This is a genomic window from Streptomyces sp. NPDC026575, assembly GCF_055567415.1.
The window spans coordinates 124,697-148,262 of the sequence record NZ_JBVHQM010000013.1 but is presented as its reverse complement, the minus strand read 5'-3'; the positions used below and the strand labels follow the sequence as shown (position 1 = coordinate 148,262).

At 70.4% G+C, this 23,566-nt stretch carries 8 protein-coding genes; 1 reads left to right on the top strand and 7 read right to left on the bottom strand.

Features of this window, described 5'->3' with window-relative positions; genetic code table 11:
* Positions 1-226: 226 nt before the first annotated feature.
* Complete coding sequence (locus ACZ4NB_RS19900; RefSeq protein ID WP_467663190.1) at positions 227-1,366, bottom strand: alkene reductase; 1,140 nt, start codon at positions 1,364-1,366, stop codon at positions 227-229.
* A 65-nt stretch (positions 1,367-1,431) separates the two neighbouring features.
* Between ACZ4NB_RS19900 and ACZ4NB_RS19895 the strand changes: the two genes are divergently transcribed.
* Positions 1,432-1,881: a MerR family transcriptional regulator gene (locus ACZ4NB_RS19895; RefSeq protein ID WP_467663188.1), complete on the top strand. Its 450-nt coding sequence runs from the start codon at positions 1,432-1,434 to the stop codon at positions 1,879-1,881.
* A gap of 367 nt (positions 1,882-2,248) precedes the next feature.
* Here ACZ4NB_RS19895 and ACZ4NB_RS19890 read toward each other — a convergent pair whose 3' ends face one another.
* The 6 genes from ACZ4NB_RS19890 to ACZ4NB_RS19865 all read right to left on the bottom strand — a co-directional run bounded on the left by ACZ4NB_RS19890 (position 2,249) and on the right by ACZ4NB_RS19865 (position 23,135).
* Positions 2,249-3,262 carry a TIGR03620 family F420-dependent LLM class oxidoreductase gene (locus tag ACZ4NB_RS19890; protein WP_467663186.1) on the bottom strand — a complete coding sequence of 338 codons (1,014 nt, stop codon included), beginning with the start codon at positions 3,260-3,262 and terminating at the stop codon, positions 2,249-2,251.
* A 45-nt stretch (positions 3,263-3,307) separates the two neighbouring features.
* On the bottom strand, positions 3,308-4,069 hold the full coding sequence (locus ACZ4NB_RS19885) for a nucleotidyltransferase family protein (protein WP_467663184.1): 762 nt from the start codon (positions 4,067-4,069) through the stop codon (positions 3,308-3,310).
* 335 nt (positions 4,070-4,404) lie between these two features.
* A complete protein-coding gene (locus ACZ4NB_RS19880; protein ID WP_467663182.1) occupies positions 4,405-4,950 on the bottom strand; it encodes a GNAT family N-acetyltransferase in 546 nt (181 codons plus the stop codon).
* 47 nt (positions 4,951-4,997) lie between these two features.
* A complete protein-coding gene (locus ACZ4NB_RS19875) occupies positions 4,998-5,432 on the bottom strand; it encodes a GNAT family N-acetyltransferase (RefSeq protein WP_467663180.1) in 435 nt (144 codons plus the stop codon).
* A 228-nt stretch (positions 5,433-5,660) separates the two neighbouring features.
* Positions 5,661-15,515: a Tc toxin subunit A-related protein gene (locus ACZ4NB_RS19870; protein ID WP_467663178.1), complete on the bottom strand. Its 9,855-nt coding sequence runs from the start codon at positions 15,513-15,515 to the stop codon at positions 5,661-5,663.
* 96 nt (positions 15,516-15,611) lie between these two features.
* On the bottom strand, positions 15,612-23,135 hold the full coding sequence (locus ACZ4NB_RS19865; RefSeq protein WP_467663177.1) for a SpvB/TcaC N-terminal domain-containing protein: 7,524 nt from the start codon (positions 23,133-23,135) through the stop codon (positions 15,612-15,614).
* Between the last annotated feature and the right edge of the window lie 431 nt (positions 23,136-23,566).

Below are 23,566 nucleotides of genomic sequence, written 5' to 3'. Positions count from 1 at the left end.
GGGATCGCCGGTGCGCATGTCCAGCGCTGCGGTCGTCCGTTGCGGCTCACGCCGGCGGTGTCTGGCGAATTCCTCGATCAGGGTGCGGGCCCGTTCACTCATATCGTCAACGTCAAGACGGGCCACAGCCCCTGCCTTCCTCCGGGCAGGGGCTGCTTCCTGTGGGCCGTGCCGGTCCACCTGCCGCTGCGCCGCACTGAGTGTCGGCGCGACTGTCCCGCAGTCGTCACGGTCCGACGGGTTCGAGCGTCTCGGCTCGGTGCTGGGCGGCGGCCAGCAGGGGATAGTCGGTGTATCCGGTCTCACCGCCCGTGTACATCAGGCCCTGGTCCTGTACCTGGTTGATCGGCGCTCCGATGCGCAGTCGTTCCACGAGGTCGGGGTTGGCGAGGAACGGACGGCCGAGTGAGATCAGGTCGGCTCCGGCGGCAAGGAGCCGTTCGCTCTCGTGCTTTCCGCCGTCGACCGGCAACGGCTTCCCCCACCCGAGGACCGGGTTGGCGATCAGCGTGCCTGGCCAGGTCTTGCGGATTTCCTGGAAGAGCGGCTGGTCCGGATCCGCGAAGACCACGTGCAGATAGGCGATGCCGGCATCGGCCAGGGCGGCGATGAGCGCCGGGTAGATCTCCTTGGTATCGCCCTCGTTTATGCCGTTGACGGTGAGTCCGGGGGCGATCCGCACGCCTACCCGCTCGGGGCCGATGGCGTCGGCGACGGCCTGGACCACCTCGACGGTGAACCGAATGCGGTGAGCCACCGATCCACCGTAGGCGTCGGTGCGGTGGTTGGTCCCCTGCGCCAGGAACTGATGCAGCAGGTAGCCGTTGGCGGCATGCACCTCCACTCCGGCGAAGCCGGCGTCGATGGCGTTGCGGGCGGCAGCAGCGAAGTCGGCCACGGTGGTGCCGATCTCGTCGATCGTCATCTCGCGGGGCACGACGGCATCCTGGTGCCCGCTGGGGGTGTGGATCGTCTCCGGGAGTGGAATGGGCGAGGGCGCAACCGGCGTCAGCCCGCTGGTGTCGGGGTGACCGATCCGGCCGCCGTGCTGCAGCTGCAGGAACATCCGGCCGCCCGCTGCGCGGACAGCATCGGTGACGTGTCGCCATCCGGCCACATGTTCATCGTTGTAGATCGCGGTGATGTTGGGGTACGTCTGTCCGACGGCGTTCGGTGTGGATGCCTCGGCGATGATCAGCCCCGCTGAGGCACGCTGGGCGTAGTAGCCGGCCATGATCGGTTGCGGGACGCCGTCGGCTGTGGCGCGGTTGCGGGTCATGGGCGCCATCACCAAACGGTTCGACAGGGGCAGGGCGCCGAGGGTGGTGGGCTCAAAGAGGCCGGAGTCAGCCGGTGTGTTCGTCATGCCGCTACGGTAGAAGTTGACACTGGTGTCAGGTTCAAGTCCTGGGGTGACATGCGAGGTGGGGAATGCGGATCGGTGAACTGGCTCGGCGCAGTGGCGTGAGCGAGCGTTCGCTGCGTTATTACGAGACGCAGGGGCTGCTGAGAGCCGAGCGTACCCCGGGTGGCCAACGGCATTACGGTGAGTGGGCGGTCGACCGGGTCATCCGCGTCCAAGCCCTCTACGCCGCCGGGCTGAACAGCAAGAAGATCGCGCAGCTGCTCCCCTGCATGCGGGACACGGACGGGGCACCGAACGAGATTGCCACGCCACGGCTGGTCAACGAACTCACCGCGGAACGGGGTCGCATCGATCGACTGATCATGGACCTGCTCCGCTCCCGCGACGTTCTGGACGAAGTCATCGCCACGGCCTCGGCCGGAGTACACGCCTCCGCCATCTCCCGCGCCGACCCGGTCCAGGACGGCCGGTCGGCCGGAACTCAACGCAACTTGACGCCGTTGTCGACGACGTAGCGAACGGCGTCGAGGGCCTACCGGAGGCAGTAGCCCTCCGGCCTGCCGCCCCGTTCAGCCCGGACGCGGCCACCGCCGAGACGGCGAACGCGCAGGTGGACCCCTTCCCGTTGGTGCCGACGACGGTCATGCCCCGCAGGTTGCGTCCCGGGTCGCCGAGGGCTTCGAGAAGCTGGGGCAGCATATTGGCGCCCGCTCCGCTGAACCGGTACCGGTCGTAGATCTCTTGACAGGCGAGGTCTTCCTTCGTGGCCAACTGGGCCACCTCGCAACCAGATTGGCGGGGAGACGGGGATGGGCGCGTGCTCAAGCAGTTCGGCCGACCGACGGGGGACGTCAGGCAGGACCGCGCGAGAGCTACCGCTTCTCAAGCGTCGCCGTCGATGGACACTCCGCCGGCACCAGGCAAGTGCCGCGAGGCAGGAGCACCGGTCGGGCCTCGGCCGGGATCTCGATCAGCGGCCAGGGGCCTGGGCCCGAGGTCCCCAGATGCGGTTGCCGTGCTGAGCGTGGGCCGGGCATCGGGCAGGCGCTCGGCCACGGCGCGCCAAGCGGCGAGGGGGAGGGCATGCGGGGTGTCGGCGATGATCTGGAGGGCGACATGGTCCGCGCCCGCCTCCAGGTGGGCCAGGACACGCCGCGCGACGTCGTCGGCGGATCCCCACACCACCAGGGCGTCGACGAGGCGGTCACTGCCGCCGTCGGCGAGGTCGCCCTGGGTGAATCCGCTCTCCAGCCAGGTCCGCACGTAGTTGGGCTTCGTGAGGTAGGGACCGATCGCCAGCCGCGCCGTGGCACGGGCCGTGACCGGGTCGGTGTCCACCACGGATGTCTGCACCGGCGCGAGGAGTGGCCCCGCCCCCAGCGCCGCGCGCGCCCGGGCGGTGTGGGACGGCGGGACCAGATAGGGCTGTACTCCAGCGGTCCGGTCGGCGGCGAGCCGGGTCATCAGGGGCCGGTGCGCGCCCAGGATCCGGGCAGCTTTCGGCAGCGGTCCGGCGGACGCGTCCAGCGCGTCGAGGTAGGCGGCCATCACCTCGTAGGGGCGCTGGTAGGCCGCGGCGATCTCCGCGTGACTGACGGCCAGGCCCACCAGCGTCCGTCGCCGATACGGTGCGGCAAGACCGTGGTAGGCGGCGGCGAGCAGACCGGGCGGATGGTTCCAGATGGAGACGCAGGAGGGGGCGACGATCACCTGCCGGGTCGCTGTGAGGAGGTTGAGGCTGCTGTGCAGGTCCCCACTCGGGTTTCCACCGGGAACGCCGCCCAGCCACAAGGTGCCGTATCCGAGCTCCTCCAGTTCGCAGGCCGCCGCCCGCACTCGATCGGGATCACCGTGCGTGAACGCCGTACTCCACACCCCGACCGGCGACATGTCCATACCGCGCCCTCCTCGGCATTTACCTGACGATGGCTGCCCTGACGGTCACTCGGCGACAGTCTGACGAGTGGCCCGCCGGGTGGCGATATCGCGTTCCAGCCGGATCACGTCCGCCGGGGTGTTCACCGCCTGCCAGGGCGCGTCGATCGGGTAACCGGCCAGCTGGCGGGTGCCGACCAGACGGGGCAGTGTGCTGACGGCGTGATCTCCCTTGTCGGGGAGAAGAGAGGCGACCTGCCAGGCGAACAGGTACACACCGGCGTTCACCCGGCCCGGCCCCGGCGTGACCGGGGCGAGGTCCGTCACCCGGCCCAGCTCGTCATAGGCCACCGCGCTGCCGGGCAGGCCGGGACCGGCGAGCGCCACGGTCGCCGCGACGCCACCGCGCAGGTGATGGGCGCGCATCCCGCACAAGCAGAAGCACGTCCAGATGTCCCCGTAGACGGCGAACCACGGCTCGCCCGGATACGGCAGGGCATGCGCGGCCCGGCGTAGTCCACCGCCACGCCCCAGCGGCTGCTGCTCGACCACTGCCTCGGTCCGTGGCAGCGATGGACGGGAACCGAGATACGAGACGATCACCTCGGCCAGATAGCCCGCCGACACGACGACGTGTTCGACTCCGCAACCGGCGAGCCAGTCGAGCTGGTGCCGCAGGATCGGCACCCCTTGGACCTCCACCATCGCTTTGGGCCGCTCATGGGTAAGCGGCAGGAGCCGATTGCCCCTGCCGCCCGCCAGGATGACGGCCTGCCGACCGGACAGAGGGTCGCCTCGCCCGCAGAACAGGGGTGACGTCTCCGCCATGGCGAGCCCTTCCGGCCTGTGCGCGCACAGGCCGGAAGCATCGGGCGACGGACCGGATCGGAACATGCTGGGGTAGTACCCGTCCCTCCGGGACGCAAGCAGACGTAAACCGGCCTTCGCGCGGCCTGTCCACGGGCCGGACCCGGCTACGGCTATGAAGGTGCTGGGGGAGCTGACCCGCTCGTCCGCTGGATCCAGGATGGGATGCCTGCTACCGCTCAGCCAGATGCAGGCAGCCAGGCAGCCAGGCAGCCAGGCAGCCTCCGCCAACGCATGGCTGCCGAAGACCACCAGATGGGGAAACGGGCCTGCGGCGGGACGACAGAAGCATGCAACTACGGCGTGACCGAGGACGACCACACGCCGAACCACTGTTCGGCGCCGTACTCCTGGAACCGCTCCACCTCGGTGAACCCCAGCTTCGCCGCGAGGCGCATCGCGCGGTCGTTGGCGGTCTGGGTGGTGAGCACCACCGGCTCGCCGGGAAGCACGTCGGCGAACCAGCCGAGTGCCGCTGCGCACGCCTCTGCGGCGTACCCGCGTCCCCATGCCTCCGGCAAGAACAGGTATCCGAGCTCGGCCTCCCCGCCATCCGGACGGACGCGACCCTGACGCTCTGCGTCGCGCCGATCGAGCGTGGTCATGCCGATCATCGCTCCATCGAGATCGATCACGAAGAGGCCAGGACGCCGCCCGGGCACCTCAGGCACCGCGCGTTCGAGCTCGTCACGCGGTCGAGGGCCGCCGATGTAGGTGCCCACCTCTGGCGAGGCGAACAGCTCGATGAACGCCGCACGGTCTCGGGCCTCGGACTCGCGGAGCACGAGCCGTTCGGTCCTTATCGGGGCAGGTGGCCAGGCGACGGGTCCGAGTCCAGTCATGGCGGGCAACCTATCGCATGCCATGAGAGTGATCCGAAAGAGAAGGGCTAGTCGATCGGGAAGCGATAGACCATCGACTCCCGAGCCCGGAAGCCGAGACGCTCATAGAGCCGGTTCGCCGCGGCACGATCCGGCCGGGAGGTGAGATCCACCGTCCGGGCGCCCGCCTCCCGAGCGATCCGCAAGGCGTCCTGGGTGAGGAGCGCTGCGACTCCCTGGCCTCTCGCCGCGGTGTCGACAACCACGTCTTCGACGCGACCCCTCACCCCGGACGGCAGGGGCAACAGCACCAAAGTCAGGGTGCCGACGATCGCCTCGGACGTCCGGGCGACGAGCACAGTGTTGGCATCACACGACACCATGCGGTCGATCGCCTCGCGACCGAGGGGCTTGGCCGTCGAAGACAGCTGCGGCAGCAGTCGGCCGAAGGCGTCGACGAGTTCCTCACTGACTTCCCGGATGATCTCTACACGGACGTCCATGCCGGGAGCCTATCCATCGACCGGGCCCACAAGGCGCGGATGCGCCGACGCGTTGATCGCCGAGTGCGGCCGCTTCCGACGGGCAGAGCCACTGGAAACCGAAGCGCCGTGGCGTCAGCTCGCCGGCCGGCATTGCGCACATCCGGCTCCGACACGACCGATCTCTGTCGGGCGTACGAGTCTTTGCATCCCGCGTCGGCGCTCCCACCCGTGACCCCGCGAAGCAGGTCACGGGACCAGTTCGTAGCCGCACAGGAGGTACATCCGGGTGACCGGGCCGACATCGGTGGGGATGGTGAAGCCACCCAGCTCGCGGTCTCGGGCGCGACGCAACGGCGCCAACGGCAGGCTCAGCTCCCCGTGGAACAGACCCGGGTATTCGGCACTGGCCACACAGGTGATGTCGTGCCCGGCGCATCCGCAGTTCTCGCCGGGGCCGTGGGGCACCTCGTGCTCAGTCCTGAACCGCACCGTGATGTGGCCGAGGCCCTCGCAGCCCGCGGTCTCGACGAACAATCCGAGCCGGTTGACCCGCAGGTCCTGATCACCGGGCAGGTACGGGAAGTGCGCGCGTGTCAGGCGCAGCGGCAACCGCCTCGGGCCCGTGGCGGTGGTCAGGCGGTGCCAGTCGTCGGGGAAGTCGTGCCGCACGTCGAACAACTGCAGGCCCGCGCCCGGCAGGTGTCGCCGTGCGGAGGTGCCGGCGGCCCTGCGCAGTACGTCGCCGCCTTCCCTGGCCGTGTAGTTGAGGTGCAGGACGACATCCCCGAGCGTGTCGAAGTCGAACCGGTTGTTCTCCTGGGGAAGCTCGATCCGCCAGCGGCTCACGGCTCCGGCGAACTCGAAGGGCAGATAGCGCTCGTCGGCGAAGCGCAGCTCGAAGAGGCCCGCGTCGTTCTGGCCGCTGGAGGTGGCGATCGCCTCGGTCGCGCCGTAGGCGCGCACCACCCGCCGGTCGTCGCTGCCGGCCTGGTAGCCGTCGAACTCGGGGCCCGAGCAGCATCCGGCCGGTGGTTCGCAGAGCGCGGGATCGACGCGGGTGTTGCTGCCGAGCAGGGTCAACCGGGCGTGCACGCCGGTGTAGGGACCCACCACGCAGGGGATCGTCAACGTCACGCTCTTGATGCGGCGCAGGTAGTGCCCAGGGTGATCGAGGTCGAAGAGCCACTCGGGGAGGTCGATCTCGGCCCACCCGGCGTGTTGCAGATGCAGGAAGGCGAGCGGGAACTCCTGGCGCATCGAGATGTGCCTGGTCAGCTCGTACTCGCGGCAGTTGGCGTCGAGGTAGGCCGCTTCCATCTGCCGCAGCGCCAACTGCAGTCGCTCTCCCGCCAGTAGCCCCTCATGCAGGCCGTCCCACCCGGTCTCGGGCAGGAAGGCACGGGCGGTGTGGCCGCGTTCGTAGTTGAAGGCGCGTTGGGCCCGGCGGCCAGTGTGCATCGCCACCTCGTACAGGCTGCGATAGAGCGCGGCGGTCTCCCGCTGCAGATGCAGGTACAGCTGCGTGCCGGTGAACTTGTCCCGCAGGAAGTCGGAGAGCTCGGCGCTGTTGTCGATCTGCTGCTGGTGGTTGTTCAGCTCGCGCAGCGCGACGTCACGTCGCCGGTGGGCGGCCAGGATCTGCCGTTCGATCTGCTCGATCTCGATGCCGATGACCTCGACCTGATGGTGCCATTCCCGTTCTCTGCGGTCCCAGCCGCCCTCGGTGAGGCTCAGCCCCGCGCCGGTGTTGGCGTTGTCGGCGATCGCCATCATGATCCGCGCCGCGGTGGAGAAACCGGACGCGAGTTTGTTGCCGACCGGGAGCTGGTTGAACTCCAGCGGGGTGCCCGCGAATCCCGCGATGCCGAGCCACATGTCCGGGCTGATCCCGATTCCCTGCGCGACGCCCTCCAGCACGTTGCCGGCGATCCGGGACGCGATCGAGACACCGGTCAGCGCCGCGTAGCCGGTCTCGCCGGTGTTGAGCCCACCGGCGATCAGCTCCTGGTAGTACCGCAGCCGGGCGAGCGCGCCCTCCTTGGTCTTGTCCAGCGCCTGCACCTGCCAGTCGGCCTCCCGCCACTGGTTCTTCCGGATGTCCAGGGCCAGTTCCAGCAGTTGCCGCTCGTGATGGTGGAGCAGCGCGGCCAGGGCTTCGGCATCGCCCTTCTCGTAGGCCGCGAGCAGCGCCGCGCCCAGTTGGCGTACCTCCGCGCAGAGTTCGCCGGCCTTGGCCACCAGGAAGGTGAACCGGTACGGGCTGCCGCCGCACCTGCAGTCCTCCGCGCAGTCACCGGCGCACGGCTCGACGGTCTCCTGCCACCCTTCCCGCAGCCCGGTCTCACCGAAGGCACCACGCTGGGGAAGCCGGTAGCGGTTGAGACAGTGGTGATTCAGGGCGATACGGTCCGCGGTGTCGTCGTACAGGGCGATCAGCCGCGGGTTCAGCGGCGCGGTGCGGGTGACGAGGCCGCTGACCGTCATGGACTCGCCGACGTGGTCCCGGGCCCGCACCACGGTGGGGCGATCGCCCAAGATCCGCTGGACGGCGGCGAGGAGGACGCCCGCTTGCTGTGCGCCCTCCACGGTGTTGCGGCAGGCGTGGGAATCGGCCCACTGCACCATGGTCTCCAGGTGGGCCAGCAGCACCGCGCGGTTCCTGGCCCGGTCCTCGCGGACCGGTGAACTCGGGCAGCACGGCACGTCCTGCCGCCGTCGGCGTCGCTGGTTGTCCGTGGCGCAGGAGGCCCAGGTGTTGTCGCGGGCCTGAGGCTGGTACGCCAGCTCGTACCACTTCAGCGCGGACTCGTACTGGCAGTGGGTGCGCAGCGCGCCCGCCACGGTCATCGCCACGCTGAACGGCGAGGGCGGCAGCAGGGGAGCTCCCGGGGCGACGTAGACGAAGTAGGGGTAGGCCGCGAGCCCGCCGGGGTAGCTCGGCGCCGGGACCGGCGGCTCGACCAACGGAAGCGGTACGGCGTGGTCCTCGGCCAGGTCGTAGCGGAACCCCGGTGGCGTCGGGTCGGCGTGGCCGATCACCGGCGTCACCGCGCCCACCACCTCGAAGCGCAGAGAATCCGCCGTGCGTCCGGAGAACTTCAAGGTGGCCGTGTCTCCGGTGACCGCGATGCCCTGGCCGGACCGGCGCGGCGGGTCGAACTCGCCGTGCCGCACCCGGCTCCACCACAGATGCACCATGGGTTGTGCGTCCCAGTCCAGCAGGGCGGGCAGCTTCTCCGGCCGGTGCCAGTCGGAGGTGTCGCGGTGCGTTTGGTCCGGCTGGGCACCGACGTCCGCCTGCTGGTCCCGTGCCGAGTAGTACGCGGAATCGTCGAGCCAGAAGTAGTACTCGTCGACGTGGTGCCGTTCCTCGCCGCACTGCGCGCAGCAGCCGGTGTCCTCGCGCCAGGCTTCGAACTCCGTCCCGGCGGGCGGGAGCCCGGCGGCGGCGACGCGGACGAACCGGGTGCCCAGGCGGACCGCGGCGGCCAGCCACAGCGGGAGTCCGGTGGGGTCGTCCTCGGTTCCCTGCTGGTGATCGCGCGGGTCGCGCTCAAGCCGGGGGCGGTCGTTCTCCGGCGGGCGGCGGGCGGGGGTGAGGCCGAGCACCGGCGCGAGCCAGGAGTTACGGGCGGCCCGCTCGGGCGTGCCCAGCAACCCCAGACCCTCCGGGGCCGGTTGCCGCAGCTGGATTCCGGACGGTTCGCGGGCCTGGAGCAGGGGCAGCGACGGGTGCTCCGGCGGCCGCTGTCCCGGCCACCATTCCAGTCCACCGGGTACCGGCACGGTCAGCGTCGACCGGCGCAGCTCGGACTCCAGGAACGCGAACGCCTCCGACTCCCGGGCGCTGCTCAGCTCGTCCCACTCGATCCAGTTCTCCCCGTAGACCTCGCGGCGCCGGCATGCCTCCCACACCCGGTAGGTGGCGAGCCGCCGCTCCCACAGGCGGACGAACTCCGGCCCCGGCCTCAGGGTGGGTTCGAGCCCGAGCCGGGCCCGCTGAACGCATGCCTGCACGGTCCGGATGGCCTCCTCGATCCGGCTCATCCGCAGGCAGATGCCCGCCTCGACATCTTGGACCAGGAGATCCGAGAGATCCTTCGGCGCGGTCGCGAAGGTGCCCGGCGCCCACGGCAGCGGTACCCGGTCCATCCCGCACAGGTACCCGAGCAGGGCCGTCCTCGCCCGCTCCCGCAGGCTGTCGTTGAGCCCGCGCAGGTCCTCGTAGCGCAGCGGCTCACCGTTCTCGAAACAGCCGTCCCGCACAAACCGGGTGAGGTTCGTGTTGCCCGGGTCGGGTTGCGCCCCGGGGTCGTCGGCGACCCACCTCCACGGCACGGCATCGCCGATCCAGCGGCACGCGAAGTGGCTGCGCAGCCGGGTCAGCCATTTCTCGCCCTGCCAGACCCGCAGCGCCCATCGCTCATCGGTGAGGTCGTCGGCGTCGAGCGCATACGGGGGCGTCGCGAAGTAGGTGTGCAGCAGGGGCGAGTGCGCCAGATCGACGCCCAGATGTCGCAGCAGCTGCGCCGGGTCGTCGGGTTGTTGTTCGAGCACGTCGGCGAAGAGCAGCCAGGCCGGTCGCTCCCGGGCGGACTCGGTCTCCGCCCGCAGCAGGCAGTAGTCGAAGAGCCGTTCCCACCAGTCGAAGAGTGCCGCCTGACGGCGTGGGCTCGGCGCGGTGCGCTGATCCCCCACCGGTTGCGGTGGGTACGGGTCGGACACCGGCAGGAGGTCGAAGTCGAACCAGGCGTGGTGCACCCCGAACGCCGAAGGTCCGGTCCTGGGGTAGGACGTGCCGGCGAAGGACTGCGGATGCGTGATCAGGTGGCCCAGTTCGGACTGCCGGTAGCCGGGCACGATCGTCGCCGAGAGCGCGAACCGGCGGGCGAGCAGCGCCGCCTTCACCGCCCGCTGGTAGGTGCGGCGGATGTCGCGCAGGGTGGCGCCGTAGCGCCGCTCCAGGTACTGCGCGGCGGCCTCGTCCGAGGCGTACCGGCCCGCGGACCCCACGAGGCCGTCGCCCAGGGTGCCGTTCTTGGCGTCCCGGAACAGCCGGTCGAAGCCGATCTCCGTCAGCACACCGCCACTGTCCGGGCCGCGATACTTCAGCTGGAATCCGGTGTGCTCCGGACAGACCTCCTCGGCCCGCTCGAAGGTCGGATCGGACTGGGCGTACTCGATCGTGATCCGGTAGGCGCCCCGGCGCAGCCGCACGCCCCGTGACGCCGCCGCCGGCGCGTCGTCGGAGGCCCAGTGGTGGTCCAGCATGATCCAGGTCTTCTGGCCGCGCCCCAGGGTGACCCGCCAGCGGTGCTCGCGGGCGCGGGAGAAGTCCGGTGCGATATCGCCCTCGGTGGGCGCGCCGGCGTGGAAGTGGTACTCCCCGGCCTCGTCCACCAGAAGCACGCCGGTCCAGCACACGGTGAAGGGACTCGCGCCACCGAGCGGCTCGGCGTCGCCCTCCCTGACGGCGAAGCCGTTGCGCACGCCGACCAGGCGGGACTGGGCCGGGCTCAGCGCCAGATCCATCGCCGGCAACACGGTGGGCACCGGAGCGTTGTAGCGGTCGCGCACCGGACCGAACGCGGTGGCCGGACCGCGGGTCTCCCGCCAGACCAACTCTCCGGCGCCGTCGTGCAGTTCGCCGAGCAGACCGGTGCCGACGAGGCCCAGCAGCGCGGCGAACGCGCCACCGCTGGGCGGTGGCGCCCAGGTCACCTCGGGGGACCTGCCGTCATCGGCCTCCCACGGCGTCGCCGCCACATTCTCGTCCGCCCACAGACTGCGCAGCACCGTGGCCGCCGCGTCCGTGTCGGCCGGGCAGCCGGTCACCGCGGCCACGTGTGCCGCCAGATGATCGACGATCACCGTGCAGCGAGCCCGGAATCGGGCGAACTGGGCCTGGAAGAAGGCGAATCTCGCGTGCTCGTCGGGTTCGGAGACCAGGGTGTCGATGGCGAGCTCGGCGTTGTCGAAGAGGGCCGCGAACGGCGCGAGCGCGGCCCGGGGCGCGAAGTACAGGTTGCGTACGGCGACCCGCTCGGCCTCCCGCAGCGGCCGCAGGTGGCTCAGCTCCTCGATCACCTCGGTGTCGGAGACCGGCAGCGAGGTCCACAGTTCCTGCGCGGCGCTGTCGTAGCCGAACGGCCCTTCCTCCGGTCGCAGCCACATCAGGGGAGAGGTGTCCGCCGCCGCCAGCGGCGTACGGTACTGGCGCCCCAGCACATCGACCGGGCAGCCGCACCGCTCCAGCACGGTCGGGAAGAAGTGCTCCCCGAGCACCCGCCAGGCGTCGGGTCCGCTCGAAGCCGGGACGTAGCCGAACTCGTCCCGCAAGGCCGCGGTCATCCGGGGCCATGTCCAGGCTTCGGCGTCCTCCTCGGAAACGCGCACGGCCAGCAGGGACCGCCGCAGCGCCCAGAGCGTCTGCGCCTCGTCGCACCCGGTCGACCCCGCCGGCTCGGGCAGTGACAGGGGATCGTCGGCCGACTCGTTGCGGTCCTGGAGAGCGAACGGGTCGTCACCGTCGCGGTGCTCTTCGACGGTGAAGAGCCACATGATCTCGCCGACGGTGAAGTCGGAGGCGTAGATCTTGCCGAGGACCTCCACGAACCGCAGCGTGTGTGTGGGCAGCGCGTGCCAGGTATCGCTCGCGGTGCCGGGGTCGAACCCGGCCAGCCGGGACAACACCGTCAGGTTCCCGGCGAGCGCCTTGGCGAAGCGCGGTTCCCGGTCCCCGCAGGAATAGCGGGCCCGTGCCAGATCGCCGATCCGGTCCAGCATGAGCTCGACGGCTCCGGCGGCCGGGGGCTCGGCGGCCCACAGCCCCAGCAGCGGCACTCTCCCGGCCGGCGACGCAGCGTCGGCCCGATAGGTGTCCACGAGCGAGAGACCCAGCTCCGCGTGCAGGATGAGCAGCGCCGCGAGCTGGCGGCAGAAGTCCGCATTGATCGTGGAACCGTTGAACAGCCGCAGCACCTCGCACACATCGCGCAGCATCGCGAAGGTGATCCCCGGCGCCGTGCCCTCGCCCAGCCGCCGCCACAGCCGGACGAAGACGATCAGCTTGCGCAGCGCGGCGCGCGGGTCCTGCTCGTCGGCGGGATCGGTGAACCTGATCCGCAGATCGTCGGGACAGCACGGCTCGCAGTCGGGAAAGTCCGGGGCCGCGCCCTCCGGCACGGCGCGCTGGAACGCGACGAAGCCGCTGCGCCAGAGTTCGAGGAACTCGCAGTAGCCCAGGCCGGTACGGTCCAGGAACTCGGGCACCCGCAACACGTTGCCGGTCCAGGACGGTCCGTCGGCGGACTCCTTGGTGAACCCGTACACCTCGTACAGGGTCAGTCGGCCCCGCGCCTTCCGGAAAGCGATGTCGTGGGCGTAGAGCAGGTCGTACTCCTCGGCGGAGATGCCCAGGTACTCGCAGGCGATCTCCAGCCGGACGGGGTAGCGCCACCGGTGGCTCTGGAACCCGGCGGGCTCGTGCACCGGGTCCAGCACCAGCTCGGTGATCTCCTTGCGGAACCGGCGCATCGCGGCGTACCGGCTGGTGCCCAGGAAGCGCAGGTAGGACCTGTTCACGTCCAGGGGCTGGTGGTACGGCAGGGCGGGTGCGGTGAAGTCCTTGCGCAGCAGGGCGTAGGCGTCGAGGTGAGCCTGGGGCAGGGCCTCGGTGGCCGGGGAGGAGTGCTCCGGCACCGCGGCGAACAGGGTCGCCGGATCGTGCGGCCGCCCCAGAGCGTGCCCGGCAAGCCGGTCCGTCGCGGTGTCGTGGATCGCGCCCTGCGCGCCGCCGCCCGCCAGCCTCTCCAGGCTCTCGTTCACCAGGTCGATCACCGGCAGGGGAGTGCCGAGGTTGGCGGCCGTCACCTGCAGATCGCCGAGCGGGCCACGGCGATCCGCGAGGAGTTCGCCGACCGATGCCACGTTGGCCGGTGCGGTGGGGTGCTCGCAGGTCGACGCGGACGAGAGCCGCAGCAGGTCGTGCAGGTACTGCGGCGGGCCGAACGGTGAGAGGTGATCCGGCGGCACGCAGTCGGTCAGTGTGCCGTCCGGGTTGACCGGCGCGAAGCTCTCGTCCGGCGGGCCGGCCGGATCGGCGGGTCCCCCCGCGGCCTGTTGGATCTGTGCGGCGAACGGGTGCGCGACGGTGCCGGCGAGCGCCGCGGCGAAGTCGGCCGCCGGCAGCGCGGCGGGCTGCGACGTGCTGGTGAAGCCGACCGAGTACAGCGCTTCCATCAGAGAGAACCGCAGTTCGTCACCGGCCGCGAACGCGGTCAGTTCGTGCAGCGCGTCGAGCACCGCGACCGCCTGCTCCAGCCACCGCTGCGCCGCGATGTCCGCGCCGAAGGTGTCGGCCAGCGCGGCCGCGAACGCGGCCTCGTCCCGGGGTGCTCCGAAGACGAAGGCGCCACCGCCGTGGTCGCCGTATGCCGCGATCATGCGGGCCAACACGTCCGAGGCGGACACACCGAGCGTCGGAAGGCCACCGGCGGCGGGCTCCTCCGCGGTCGGGGGCTTGACGGGGACGGTGAAGAACTTCCGCAGGTGCCGGACGAAGGCCCGTGCCCGCTCCGAAACCGTGCCCGGCTCGGTGAACGGCGGCAGCAGCGCGGGATTGCCCCGCAGGACGGTGCGCCACTGCTCATCGGTGACCGCCACCAGCCCGGCCACCGTGGTGACCGACAGCGGCGGCTGCCCCACCGCGACCACCAGCGGATCGTGGTTTCCGGTGACTGCTCGCAGCACCAGCTCCAGGTACGGTCCGGGTGACGCGGCCGCGGCCGGGGCCCAGAACTCCGCGTCGATGGCCTCCGTGGCCCCGGAATGCGTGCTCCACGACCGCACCACCGTGGAGACCGGCGGTGCCAGCGCGACAGTCGGCTCCGACGTGGTGACCGAGCCCAGCGCGCGCAGTCGGCGAGCCGCTGCCTGCGGGCCGATCGCCGGTTCGGCGGGCCTGGTGAGCAGCGGCTCGGACGCGGCGACCACGCCGTTCTCGACCGCGATGCGCAGTTGCGCCAGGGACTGCGTCTCGACGCCGAAACGGGCCGCGTCGTAGCGGTGTTCGGGATCGACCGTCATCGGCAGCGTCGCGCCGAGCGCGTACAGGTAGGCCGCCGGAACGGCGAACGTCGGGTCCAGTGTGGTCGAGCCACCCTGGGGAACGAAGGTCACCGCGGCGTGCCCGGTCTCCGCGCCGGTCAGGACCGGGAAGGTGAGCCTCGCCCGGGCGGCGTTCGCGGCCAGCCGTTCGCCCTGCACGGCCGCCGAGGCGGCGAAGACGAAGGTGGTCAGCAGTGACGCCTTCGCGCCGACGGTCGCGTGATAGCCGGCCAGTTCCGCCTCGAACCGCTGCCGGTCGTTCTCCGCCTGCCGCTCGTCGAGACCGGGGTCCACGGGCGGCTTGGTGTACATCTCGCCGAGCGGGCGCGGCAGGTCCGGGGGCGGATACACCAGCCGGTCCCAGGTCAGTTCGGCTGCCACATAACGGCTCTGCGCCGGGCTGAGCGGCGGACGCTGCCGGAGGGAGCCCCCCGTGCCGGGATCCTTCGCCAGCACCTTGTCGACCTTCGCGACCAGGTCGGCGAAGTTCGGCGGGGTGCCGTCCCTGGGCAGCTCGATCTGGTCCCCTCCGGGCGACGTCGTCGGCACCGCTGCGTAGGCGCTCGCGGGCATCGCGAAGTACGCCGGTTGGAGCACCGGCAGCGGGCCCACGCTGGTGACCTTGACGTTGAAGTCCAGCTCCCCGTCGCCGACGGGGACGCCGTCGCGGGTCAGCTCCAGCCGGAGGTCGTACGAGGAGCCGGTCGGGTACTCCGGATGGCCCGACGGCGGTGCCACCACGATCACGGCGGTGGCGACCGCCTCCTGGTGCCGTGTGGTCACGGGCGGCAGGCCACCGCCGACGATGTCCAGGTAGTGCTGGATGATCGCCGTGTCGGCCACGTTCACGTCGTTCTTGGTGACATCGGCGGGCGTGACGGCGAGCCCCTTCGCCGAGCCGATCTGTACGCCCTTCCTGGGCTCGGCGAAGGTCAGGTCGAAGGCCGTCACGGTCAGCTTGTCCAGGGCCGCCCGGAAATCCGCCGCGGACATGGGTTTCGTCGGGTGCAACCGAACGATGATCAACTCCGGCATCTCAATCTTCGCCCTTCCGCCCCGATTCCAGCTTTTCCAGCTGTTCCCACACGACTATTTCCAGTACGACTTGACGAATCCGATGCCGGCGCCGACGACCGCGCCCACCCCTGCGCCGACAGCGGTGCCCACACCGGGCACGATGCTTCCCACCACGGCGCCGACCCCCGCCCCTGCCGCCGCTCCGGTCAACGTGGCCGCGGCCACCCCGGCGGTCTCGCTGCCGGTCTTCTCGGTGACGATTTCGCCCACCTTGCCGCTGGCGTACGCGGTCCCCTGGATGCCGACCGCGGCGACCGCCCCCGGCGGGCCCGCGAAACCGACCGCTGTGGACACGACCCCGATTCCCGCGTCGACCTTCTCGGCCGTGGTCTTCGCGGTGGCCACTTGGAGGGCGGTGGCGGCCACGGCCAGCGGGGCCGCCACCTTCCCGACCACCTTGAGCACCGGCGCGGCGGCCTGCAGGGCTCGTGCTCCGGTACCCACCGCCTTGGCCGCGACGCCGGTCTCGGAGGCCACCTGGGCGGTCGTCGAAACGGTCTTGGCGACGGATGCGGTCTCGGTCGCGGCCGCGGAGACCGTGGCCGTCACCGCCTGCTGGGTGCTCGCGGCGGCCTGCTCGACGTTGGCCGCCGTGGACGCGGCGTCTTCGATGAAGTCCGCGGCCGCCAGAGGACGGGCGTTCAGCGTCAGCAGCTTGGAGAGATAGACGGCGTACTTCTGGGCGATCCGGCCTCCGCCGTACTTGAAATCGCCGATCGCCTCGGCGACGCCACCGAGCAGGCTCTTCCCCTTCGCCAGCGTCTGACCGACCTTGGCGACCACCACATCGAGGTTGTGCGCCCCTTTCGGACCCCCCGGCGGGACGCCGATCTCGGTGATCGTGCCGCCGATCACCCGCACATCGGCGTAGATCCGCTCGGCGCCCTGCACACCCAGCTGCTGCAACTCCCGCAGCACGCCGCCGACGCGACCGTGCGCCGCGGTGCCGAACGGGCTCGCCGCCTTGCTACTGAAGTTCAGCGCCGTCCGCTCGATGGCGCCGGGGCTGGTACTGGCGCCGGCCTCGAATCCCGCCTGGTTGCGAACGAACTCCAGGATGTCGTCGATGGTGTGCGTGGGAGGCGTCGGATTCCTGCCGTCCAGGTCGACCAGCGCGACCGGATTGCCATGGGCGTACTCGTACGAGCTGGCCTGAGGTGTGTCGATCGGGTCGCAGCTGGTCCAGCGGCACAGCCACGGGGCGTAGTAGCGGGCGCCGTGGAAGTACAGGCCGGTCTCGGTGTCGCGCTCCCGCCCGGTGAAGCGGTAGCGCTTGGGCGTCTCGGTCCTGGCACGTACCGCCTGGTAGGCCGTGCCGCCGTAGGGGTAGTACTCCTCGTACGTGAGGATTCGGGCCCGCTCGTCCAGTTCCAGCGTGGCGGATCCGAGATGGTCCGCCAGTTGATAGCGGACCTGGTGTTCCGGACCGGAATCCGCGCCGCGGGTCCGCCGCTCCAGCAGTGCGACGCGCCGCGTGTCGTCCATCGCGTGCACCGTCTGGCGTTCCAGAGTCACCGCGCCGTCCGCGCCGTACTCCCGGTAGACCTCGAACGGGCCGATGTAACGGCGTTCGCTGCTTCTCCTCGCCGTTCCACCCTCGCCACAGGACGAGTCGGTGACCTTGCGGACGCGTTGTCCGGTGGCGTCGTAGGAGTAGTACGTCGTCTGCGGGGTTCCGGCGCCGCGGACCTGCCGGGCGCTGGCCTCCAGCTGGTCCTCGGGATCCCAGCGCAGCAGCGGCAGACCGGGCATCGCGGTGGTGTTCCCTCTGGCGTCGTACGCGAAGTCGCCGTCGTGCGCACCACTCAGCCGGTTGCCGGTCACCTCCGGTTCCAGCGCACTGGGCTCGGCGTACCGGAACCGTCGGGTCCAGCCGGGAGCGGTGGACGCGCGGTGCTCCAGGGTCAGCATGTTGCCGACCGCGTCGTAGACATACCGCTGCAGGTAACGCCCCATCGCGGCACCGTCGCCGGGGTGGGCGAGTCCCACCCTGGGCGCGTCACCGGTGTCACCGGGATCGGTCTGGCCGAGGTGTTCCCGGCCGGTCGCCTCGACGAGCCGGTACACCGCGTCGTAGGTGTAGTCCGCGCCGGGCTCGACGACCCGGTTGCGGAAGAACGTCCTCTGCTGCGCGGTGTCCCGGATCGAGACGATGTTGCCGACCGGGTCGTGGCAGTAGGCCAGGTGCTGCACCGTCCTGCGCTCGCGGCGGGAACGCGGCCGCTCACGGCGGGTCCGCAGCGCGGTGAGCCGGAAGGTCAGCGGGTCGTAGGTGTAGCGGGTCCGCGCGCCGTTGCCGTGGTCGATCCGGGTGCGCTGCCCGCGGGCGTTGTACTCCACCCCCGCGACCAGCACGGTGTCCCGGCCGTCGGACGTGGCCACGAGACGCTCCAGCAGGTTCGCCTCGTTGTAGTACGGCCGGACCACGGTGCCGTCCGGGCTGGTGATGCTGATGGGGCGGTCCAGCGCGTCGAATCGGGTGCGGCCGGTGTAGACCTCCTCCTCAAGCGCGACCTCCTCCCGCCAGTCGGGCGCTCGCCGGTAATCCACCGGGAACCGGCGCGTCGCCTCCAGCAGGTTGCCGCGGAAGTCGTACGCCTCGTGGGTGCTGACACCGGAACCGTCGTGCCGCCGGAAAACCCTGGTCCGCAGGTTGCGGGCCGGGTCCTCGCCGTATTCGGTCTTCTGGTGCAGAACCTCACCGTCGAGACCCGGACCGCTGACATAGGCGCGCACCGGACGGTGGCCGGCGTCGTACTCGGTGCGGAACCGGAAGCCCCTGCTGTTCCAGGTGCAGCGCGGATTGCCGAGCACGTCCGGCAGCAGTGCCCCGGCCCCGTAGTCGATGCCTGCCCGGCTCACCTGCATGCCCACCATCGAGTAGGCGTGGCGGATCGCGGCGCGGCCGAGTGGGTCGCGCACCTCGCGGACGTTGCCCTCGACATCCGTGCTCGTCCGGGTCACCAGACGCTCCTCGACGACCGTCCCGTCCTTGGCGTGCCGGTTGTGCGCAACGGTGCGGAACGGGCGGGCGAGGGAGTCGAGATGGGTGTCGGTGGGCGTGTGCGCGTGGAGTGCGGCCTTCTCGGCGGCGCGCCGCTGCTCGGGGCCGAGGGCCCCGTCGGCCCTCGCGGCATGCCATGTGGTCCACCCGGGCTCCGTGGCCAGCAGTTGGCGGACCTGGCCGCCGACGTCCGGATCCTGCCGGGGATCGGTCAGCACGGTGTCGTTGCCGTCCCACACCCGCTGCCGCCACGGGTCGAACACCGTTTTCGCATAGGTGTGGTCGGGATGCAGGCTGCCGACCACCCGCTCCAGCGGGTCGTAGAGGAGCACCGTGCTCACCCCGGCCAGGACCGCGAACTCGAAAGCGTGGGTCCCGGTGAAGAACGGTTCGAAGGTACGGACCGGGTTGCCCTTGTTGTTGAAGATCGTCCATCCGGTGCCGGCCCAGCGGGGCTCGACGACCGGGCCGCCCTCGGACAGCGGACCGGGTTCGGCCTGGACCTTGGACTGGACCTCGCGTCCAAAACCGTCGCTGTAGGCGATCGTGTGGGTGATCCTGCTCTGCTCGCCAGGGGCGAGGTCGGACTGGTGGGTGTGCCGGGCGAGGGTCGCGACCATGGCCGGTTCCCCGCGCAGCCAGAATGCCGACTCGTCGTAGCAGAACCTGCTCCCCGCCGACTTGAGCAACGCAGGTCCGGCCGCGAGCGGATCGGCGAGGTATCGGGCCACCAGCGCGGGGGAGGGGTCGGGGTCGAAGCCGTCCAGAGAGTCGCCGAGGGATTCCTCGCGCTTAGCCATGGTCGCGGTCCCGGCGACCCTGGCATGCACGTCGTAGGCCATCTGGACCCGGTTGCGGTTGGGGTCGGTGACGAGGGCCGGCCGCAGGACGCGGTAGTCGTTGCCCTGGGAGAGCGTCCTGCCGTCGGCGTCGCGTTCACCCACCGTGTAGCGGTTGCCGAGCTGGTCGGTGCTGTCGACGAGGAGCAGGTCGTAGTCGTCGTAGGAGACCGTCGAGGTGCCACCGAGCGGATCGGTGAACCGGCAGGGCAGGAAGAAGTGGCGTGCGGCGTGGTCCAGTTCGCTCGTGTCCGGTGGCGCGTACGCGGTCCGCGCCGAGGGAATCCACCATCCATCCTCGTGCCGCAGATATCCGGCGGTCCGCAGCATCGGTTCGTCGACCCGGTCCCCGTACAGCGCAGTGACCAGTCCGTCGGGGAAGGCGAGTCGGTACTCCTGGTAGGGCAGCGCGCGGGACTGGAGCGTGCCGAGGGGCAGCGGCCCTGAGAGGTCGTCGCTCCGGTACAGGGTGCGTACGTGCTCGGTGAGCCGGAGTGCCGGTTTCGCCGGCAGTGCGTCCCAGTCCTGGTAGGGAATCGTCTGATCGATGCCGGTCAGCGCGCGGGTCAGCTCGGCGTGGGTGAACCGGTCCCCGGCGGGGCGGAGCGCCAGCACCTCGAAGGCGCGGGTCCGGCAGGGCAGGGGCGCACGGTGGCTGTCGGGTTCCTCGACGGCGTTGGTGTAGTCGTGATCGGTGAGCACCACATGCGTACGCCGCTGCGGCCCCGCGTCCCGCTCATCGAGATCGGGGGAGGGGCGGGTACGGCCGTAGCCGACGGTCACCGACCGCAGCACATTGCCGTATGCGTCGACGGCGAGGGTCAGCTCATGGCCGACCCGCGGGTCCATGGTGCGCTCGTAGTGCCCGGTCAGGGTTTCCCTGGGGTGTACGTCGAAAACCGCATGCGGCGCGCCGGTCGAGTCGGCGCGGCCGACGGCCGGTTGGAGCATCCGGACCAGATGGTTGTGCTCGGTGACGCGGTACGGGCGGCTTTCGGCGTCACTGTCGTCGAGCGCGTACACCTCGGTGCGGAGCACCGATCCCTTCAGGGAACGACATGCCTGCCGGGCCTCGTCGGCGGTCAGGCCGTCCGGCAGCACCGTGTCGGGGAGTAACAGGTCATCGCTGTGGTACTCGCGTGCGAACTGCCGCGAGATCCGCTGTCCGGGGAGAAAGGCGCCCGTGTGGAACCAGGTCCGGGTGAGCGTGGGTGGCCGGTACGTGGCCTCGTCCACATTGCCGGCCTCGGCCAACGCCTCCAACGCTTCGGTGTCGGTCTGCTCGACCATGCCGAAACCCCGGAACTCACGCTCCGGCCCGTCGAAATGGCCATGGTGGTAGGCGTACCGGCTGACGAACCGGTGACGGCCGATCGCGTCCACCGTCTCCACGCGCTCGACCAGGTGCACGACGAACGGCAACCGGGTCAGCCAGGGGCGCCCGGCGGCGGCGTCCTCGGCGTAGAAGCGGGTCGAGGGGGCGTAGCGGATATGGGTTTCGGCCCCCAGGTTGTTGCGTACTCCGGTGAGCAGATGGGGTTTGCCGCCGCGCATCAGATCCAGATAGCGCAGCTGGCGGCCGGATTCGGCGGGCAGCGGCGAGGACCACACCAGGCAGCCGGTGCCGGAGCCGAGCAGGTCGATCGCGGCGACCTTGGACACGTTCTCGATCCGGGGAAAGGCCACGGGCAGGGCGTGCGGAGCGCTCCACGCGTTGCCCGACCGGTTCAGGTAGAGCCGGACCCCGTCGCGGTGCAGGTAGATCAGGTCCGCCGGGCCGGAACCATCGACATCGGCCAGCCGGATCCTGGCCGGGTCGAACTGGTCCGGACTGTCGAGCCGGGGAGCGCCGTCCATGCCGACCTTGGCGCCGAACCGGCCGTGGCCCAGGTTCGGCCAGTAGCAGATCTCGCCGTTGCGGATCCGGACCAGGTCGGCGAGCCCGTCGCCGGACAGGTCCGCCAAGTGGATCGACGAGGTGCGGTCGGCGAAGACCAGTCGCGGCCCGGATTCCTCGTCCCGTGACGGCCAGGTCCGGCGGCCGGTGTCGAATCCCTCCTCGCCCAGCGATCGATACCAGGTCCAGCCCGGCTCGCCGGTGACCAGCACGTCGGCCCGGCCGTCGCCGCTGAGGTCCACGAAGCGCAGGTTCGGGTCGTCCCAGGCCAGGTCCGGTCGGGACCGGAACGGCCGGAACACCTCCCAGTCCTGGTCGGCCCGTTCGGTGAACCCCGGTGTGGTGCCACCGAAATCCACCACGGCCGGGCGGCCGTCGCCGTCCAGGTCCAGCAGCTCGGTCCGGCCGCCGGTCGGGCGGCTGCGTACCACCCGCATCGGTCCGAGGTGGCCACCGCCGAGGTTGGGCTTGTAGAACCAGGTCCCGGCCTGCTCGGTGAGTAGCCCGGCCAGCCCGTCGCCCTCCAAGTCCGTCCATCGGTAGGCCGATCCGTCCACGCCGATCGGCGCGTTCTCCAGGTCGGCCGCGTCGAGTGTGCGTACCTCGGTGTCGATCTCGGCCTGGGAATAGGAGAATTCCAGTGGCGGCATCGATCTGGTGAGATATCCACCGGAAGTCCGCCGCCAGCCGCTGTGTGACACCGACTCCAAAAATGCGCCCGTCACTCCGCCCCGCTCGGCATCGCCGCGATATACCAGCTCGGTGGAGCGCACCAGGCAGTCACGACCGACATCGGGCTCGTCCGGGAAATGATGGAACATCAGCACCCGGCGGCAGAGCCGGTAGCCGCGAATCTCGAATCCGGCCCGGTAGGAGGAGAACGGGTCCAGCCGACAGGCCCACGGCCGGACTTCGGCCGTACTCTCGTCGTGTTCGCCGTAGTCGAAGACGATCTCGAACATATGGTCCGCATCGGCGGAGACCAGCCGGGAAACCGTGTTTCCGTAGCGGATGCGCTTCAGATACCGGTTCGCGGCGCGATCGGCCGCGGTGCGGTTGCGTTCGCAGGTGGCAGCGAGATCGACGCCGCTGCCGTCCTCGGTCTTGTACTCGTAGCGGACCGCGTTGCCGACATCATCATGGCTTTCACAGATCAGCCAACTGAACACCCGGCGTGCGTCGTTCGGGTCGGCGATGCGGCTGGCGGCATCACGTCCATAGACGGTGGTGACATTGTCCCGGCTGATCGAGCGCCAATGGACGTCGCCGGACCGTACGTCGGTCCACCGCTCGATGCGCGCATAGAGGCCCTCCACACGCGGCCGATATCGGCACACCACATAATCCGAGCCGTCCACCCTGCACGACCGGCGATTCCGGATCCACTCTCCACCGCGCTCCACCAGGACGGGGACCAGGTCCTCCGTGCCGGACAGGATGAAGGTGTCTTCGAAGTCCCCGCCGTCGTCGGCGTAGCGCGGAATGCCCTTGTCGGTCTTGCGGGTGATCGCCGGTAGTCCGATACCCCAGCCGATCCCGAACGGGCCGTTGCCGGCGGCGGAGTCGTAACCGAGTGACAAGGACGGGCCGAACCCGGACCGTCCCGGGCTGATCGCGAGGGGAACCGAGAGCCCGCCGGTGCCGGTCACCAAGTTCGCGGTGAACTTCTCCCCGATCCCCCGGATGGCACCGCCACCCTTCGGCAGCGAGATCACCGGCGCGTCGGGAGCGCCCGGGACGGTGTCGCCGGAGGGCGCGATGGGTGCGGAATCGGTCGATCCAGCCCCACTGGGCACGTTCGCCTCCCTGGTGACGCGGTGCACCGAGCCCGGGGACTTGGGCATACGACCGGGACGGACGGACAGGTCGGATCGCCCGCACCGGCGCGATGCCGTACACCACGTCCGTACGTCCGTCGACGCGACCGGGGCGGCTCCAGAGTAGGGTGTCGTGGTCGCCGTTAGATACCCCTTCGGCAGTGAATGCCGGATAGGGAAGAACTTCCTTCCGTTCGGCAGGATCTGACTGCACCGGCTCGACAGCCCGCGCCCCCCGCTCGCCGAGGAGCGTGGAGCCTCCATGACTTCCTGACACCTACGCACTCGTGCCGTATTGCCGGCTCGATCTTTCACCTGTGCGGCGGGGCCGTGCGGCGAAGGTCGTGCCAGAGCATTTAGTGATCGTTTATCGAGGCTCGGCAGGATGTGAAGTGTCGAGAAGGATCCTT

Bases quoted from the DNA above. Each gene is read 5' to 3' on its own strand.
- ACZ4NB_RS19880 (WP_467663182.1), bottom strand. From the start codon at position 4,950: ATGACTGGACTCGGACCCGTCGCCTGGCCACCTGCCCCGATAAGGACC.
- ACZ4NB_RS19875 (WP_467663180.1), bottom strand. From the start codon at position 5,432: ATGGACGTCCGTGTAGAGATCATCCGGGAAGTCAGTGAGGAACTCGTC.
- ACZ4NB_RS19890 (WP_467663186.1), bottom strand. From the start codon at position 3,262: ATGGACATGTCGCCGGTCGGGGTGTGGAGTACGGCGTTCACGCACGGT.
- ACZ4NB_RS19885 (WP_467663184.1), bottom strand. From the start codon at position 4,069: ATGGCGGAGACGTCACCCCTGTTCTGCGGGCGAGGCGACCCTCTGTCC.
- ACZ4NB_RS19900 (WP_467663190.1), bottom strand. From the start codon at position 1,366: ATGACGAACACACCGGCTGACTCCGGCCTCTTTGAGCCCACCACCCTC.
- ACZ4NB_RS19895 (WP_467663188.1), top strand. From the start codon at position 1,432: ATGCGGATCGGTGAACTGGCTCGGCGCAGTGGCGTGAGCGAGCGTTCG.
- ACZ4NB_RS19870 (WP_467663178.1), bottom strand. From the start codon at position 15,515: ATGTCCGCGGCGGATTTCCGGGCGGCCCTGGACAAGCTGACCGTGACG.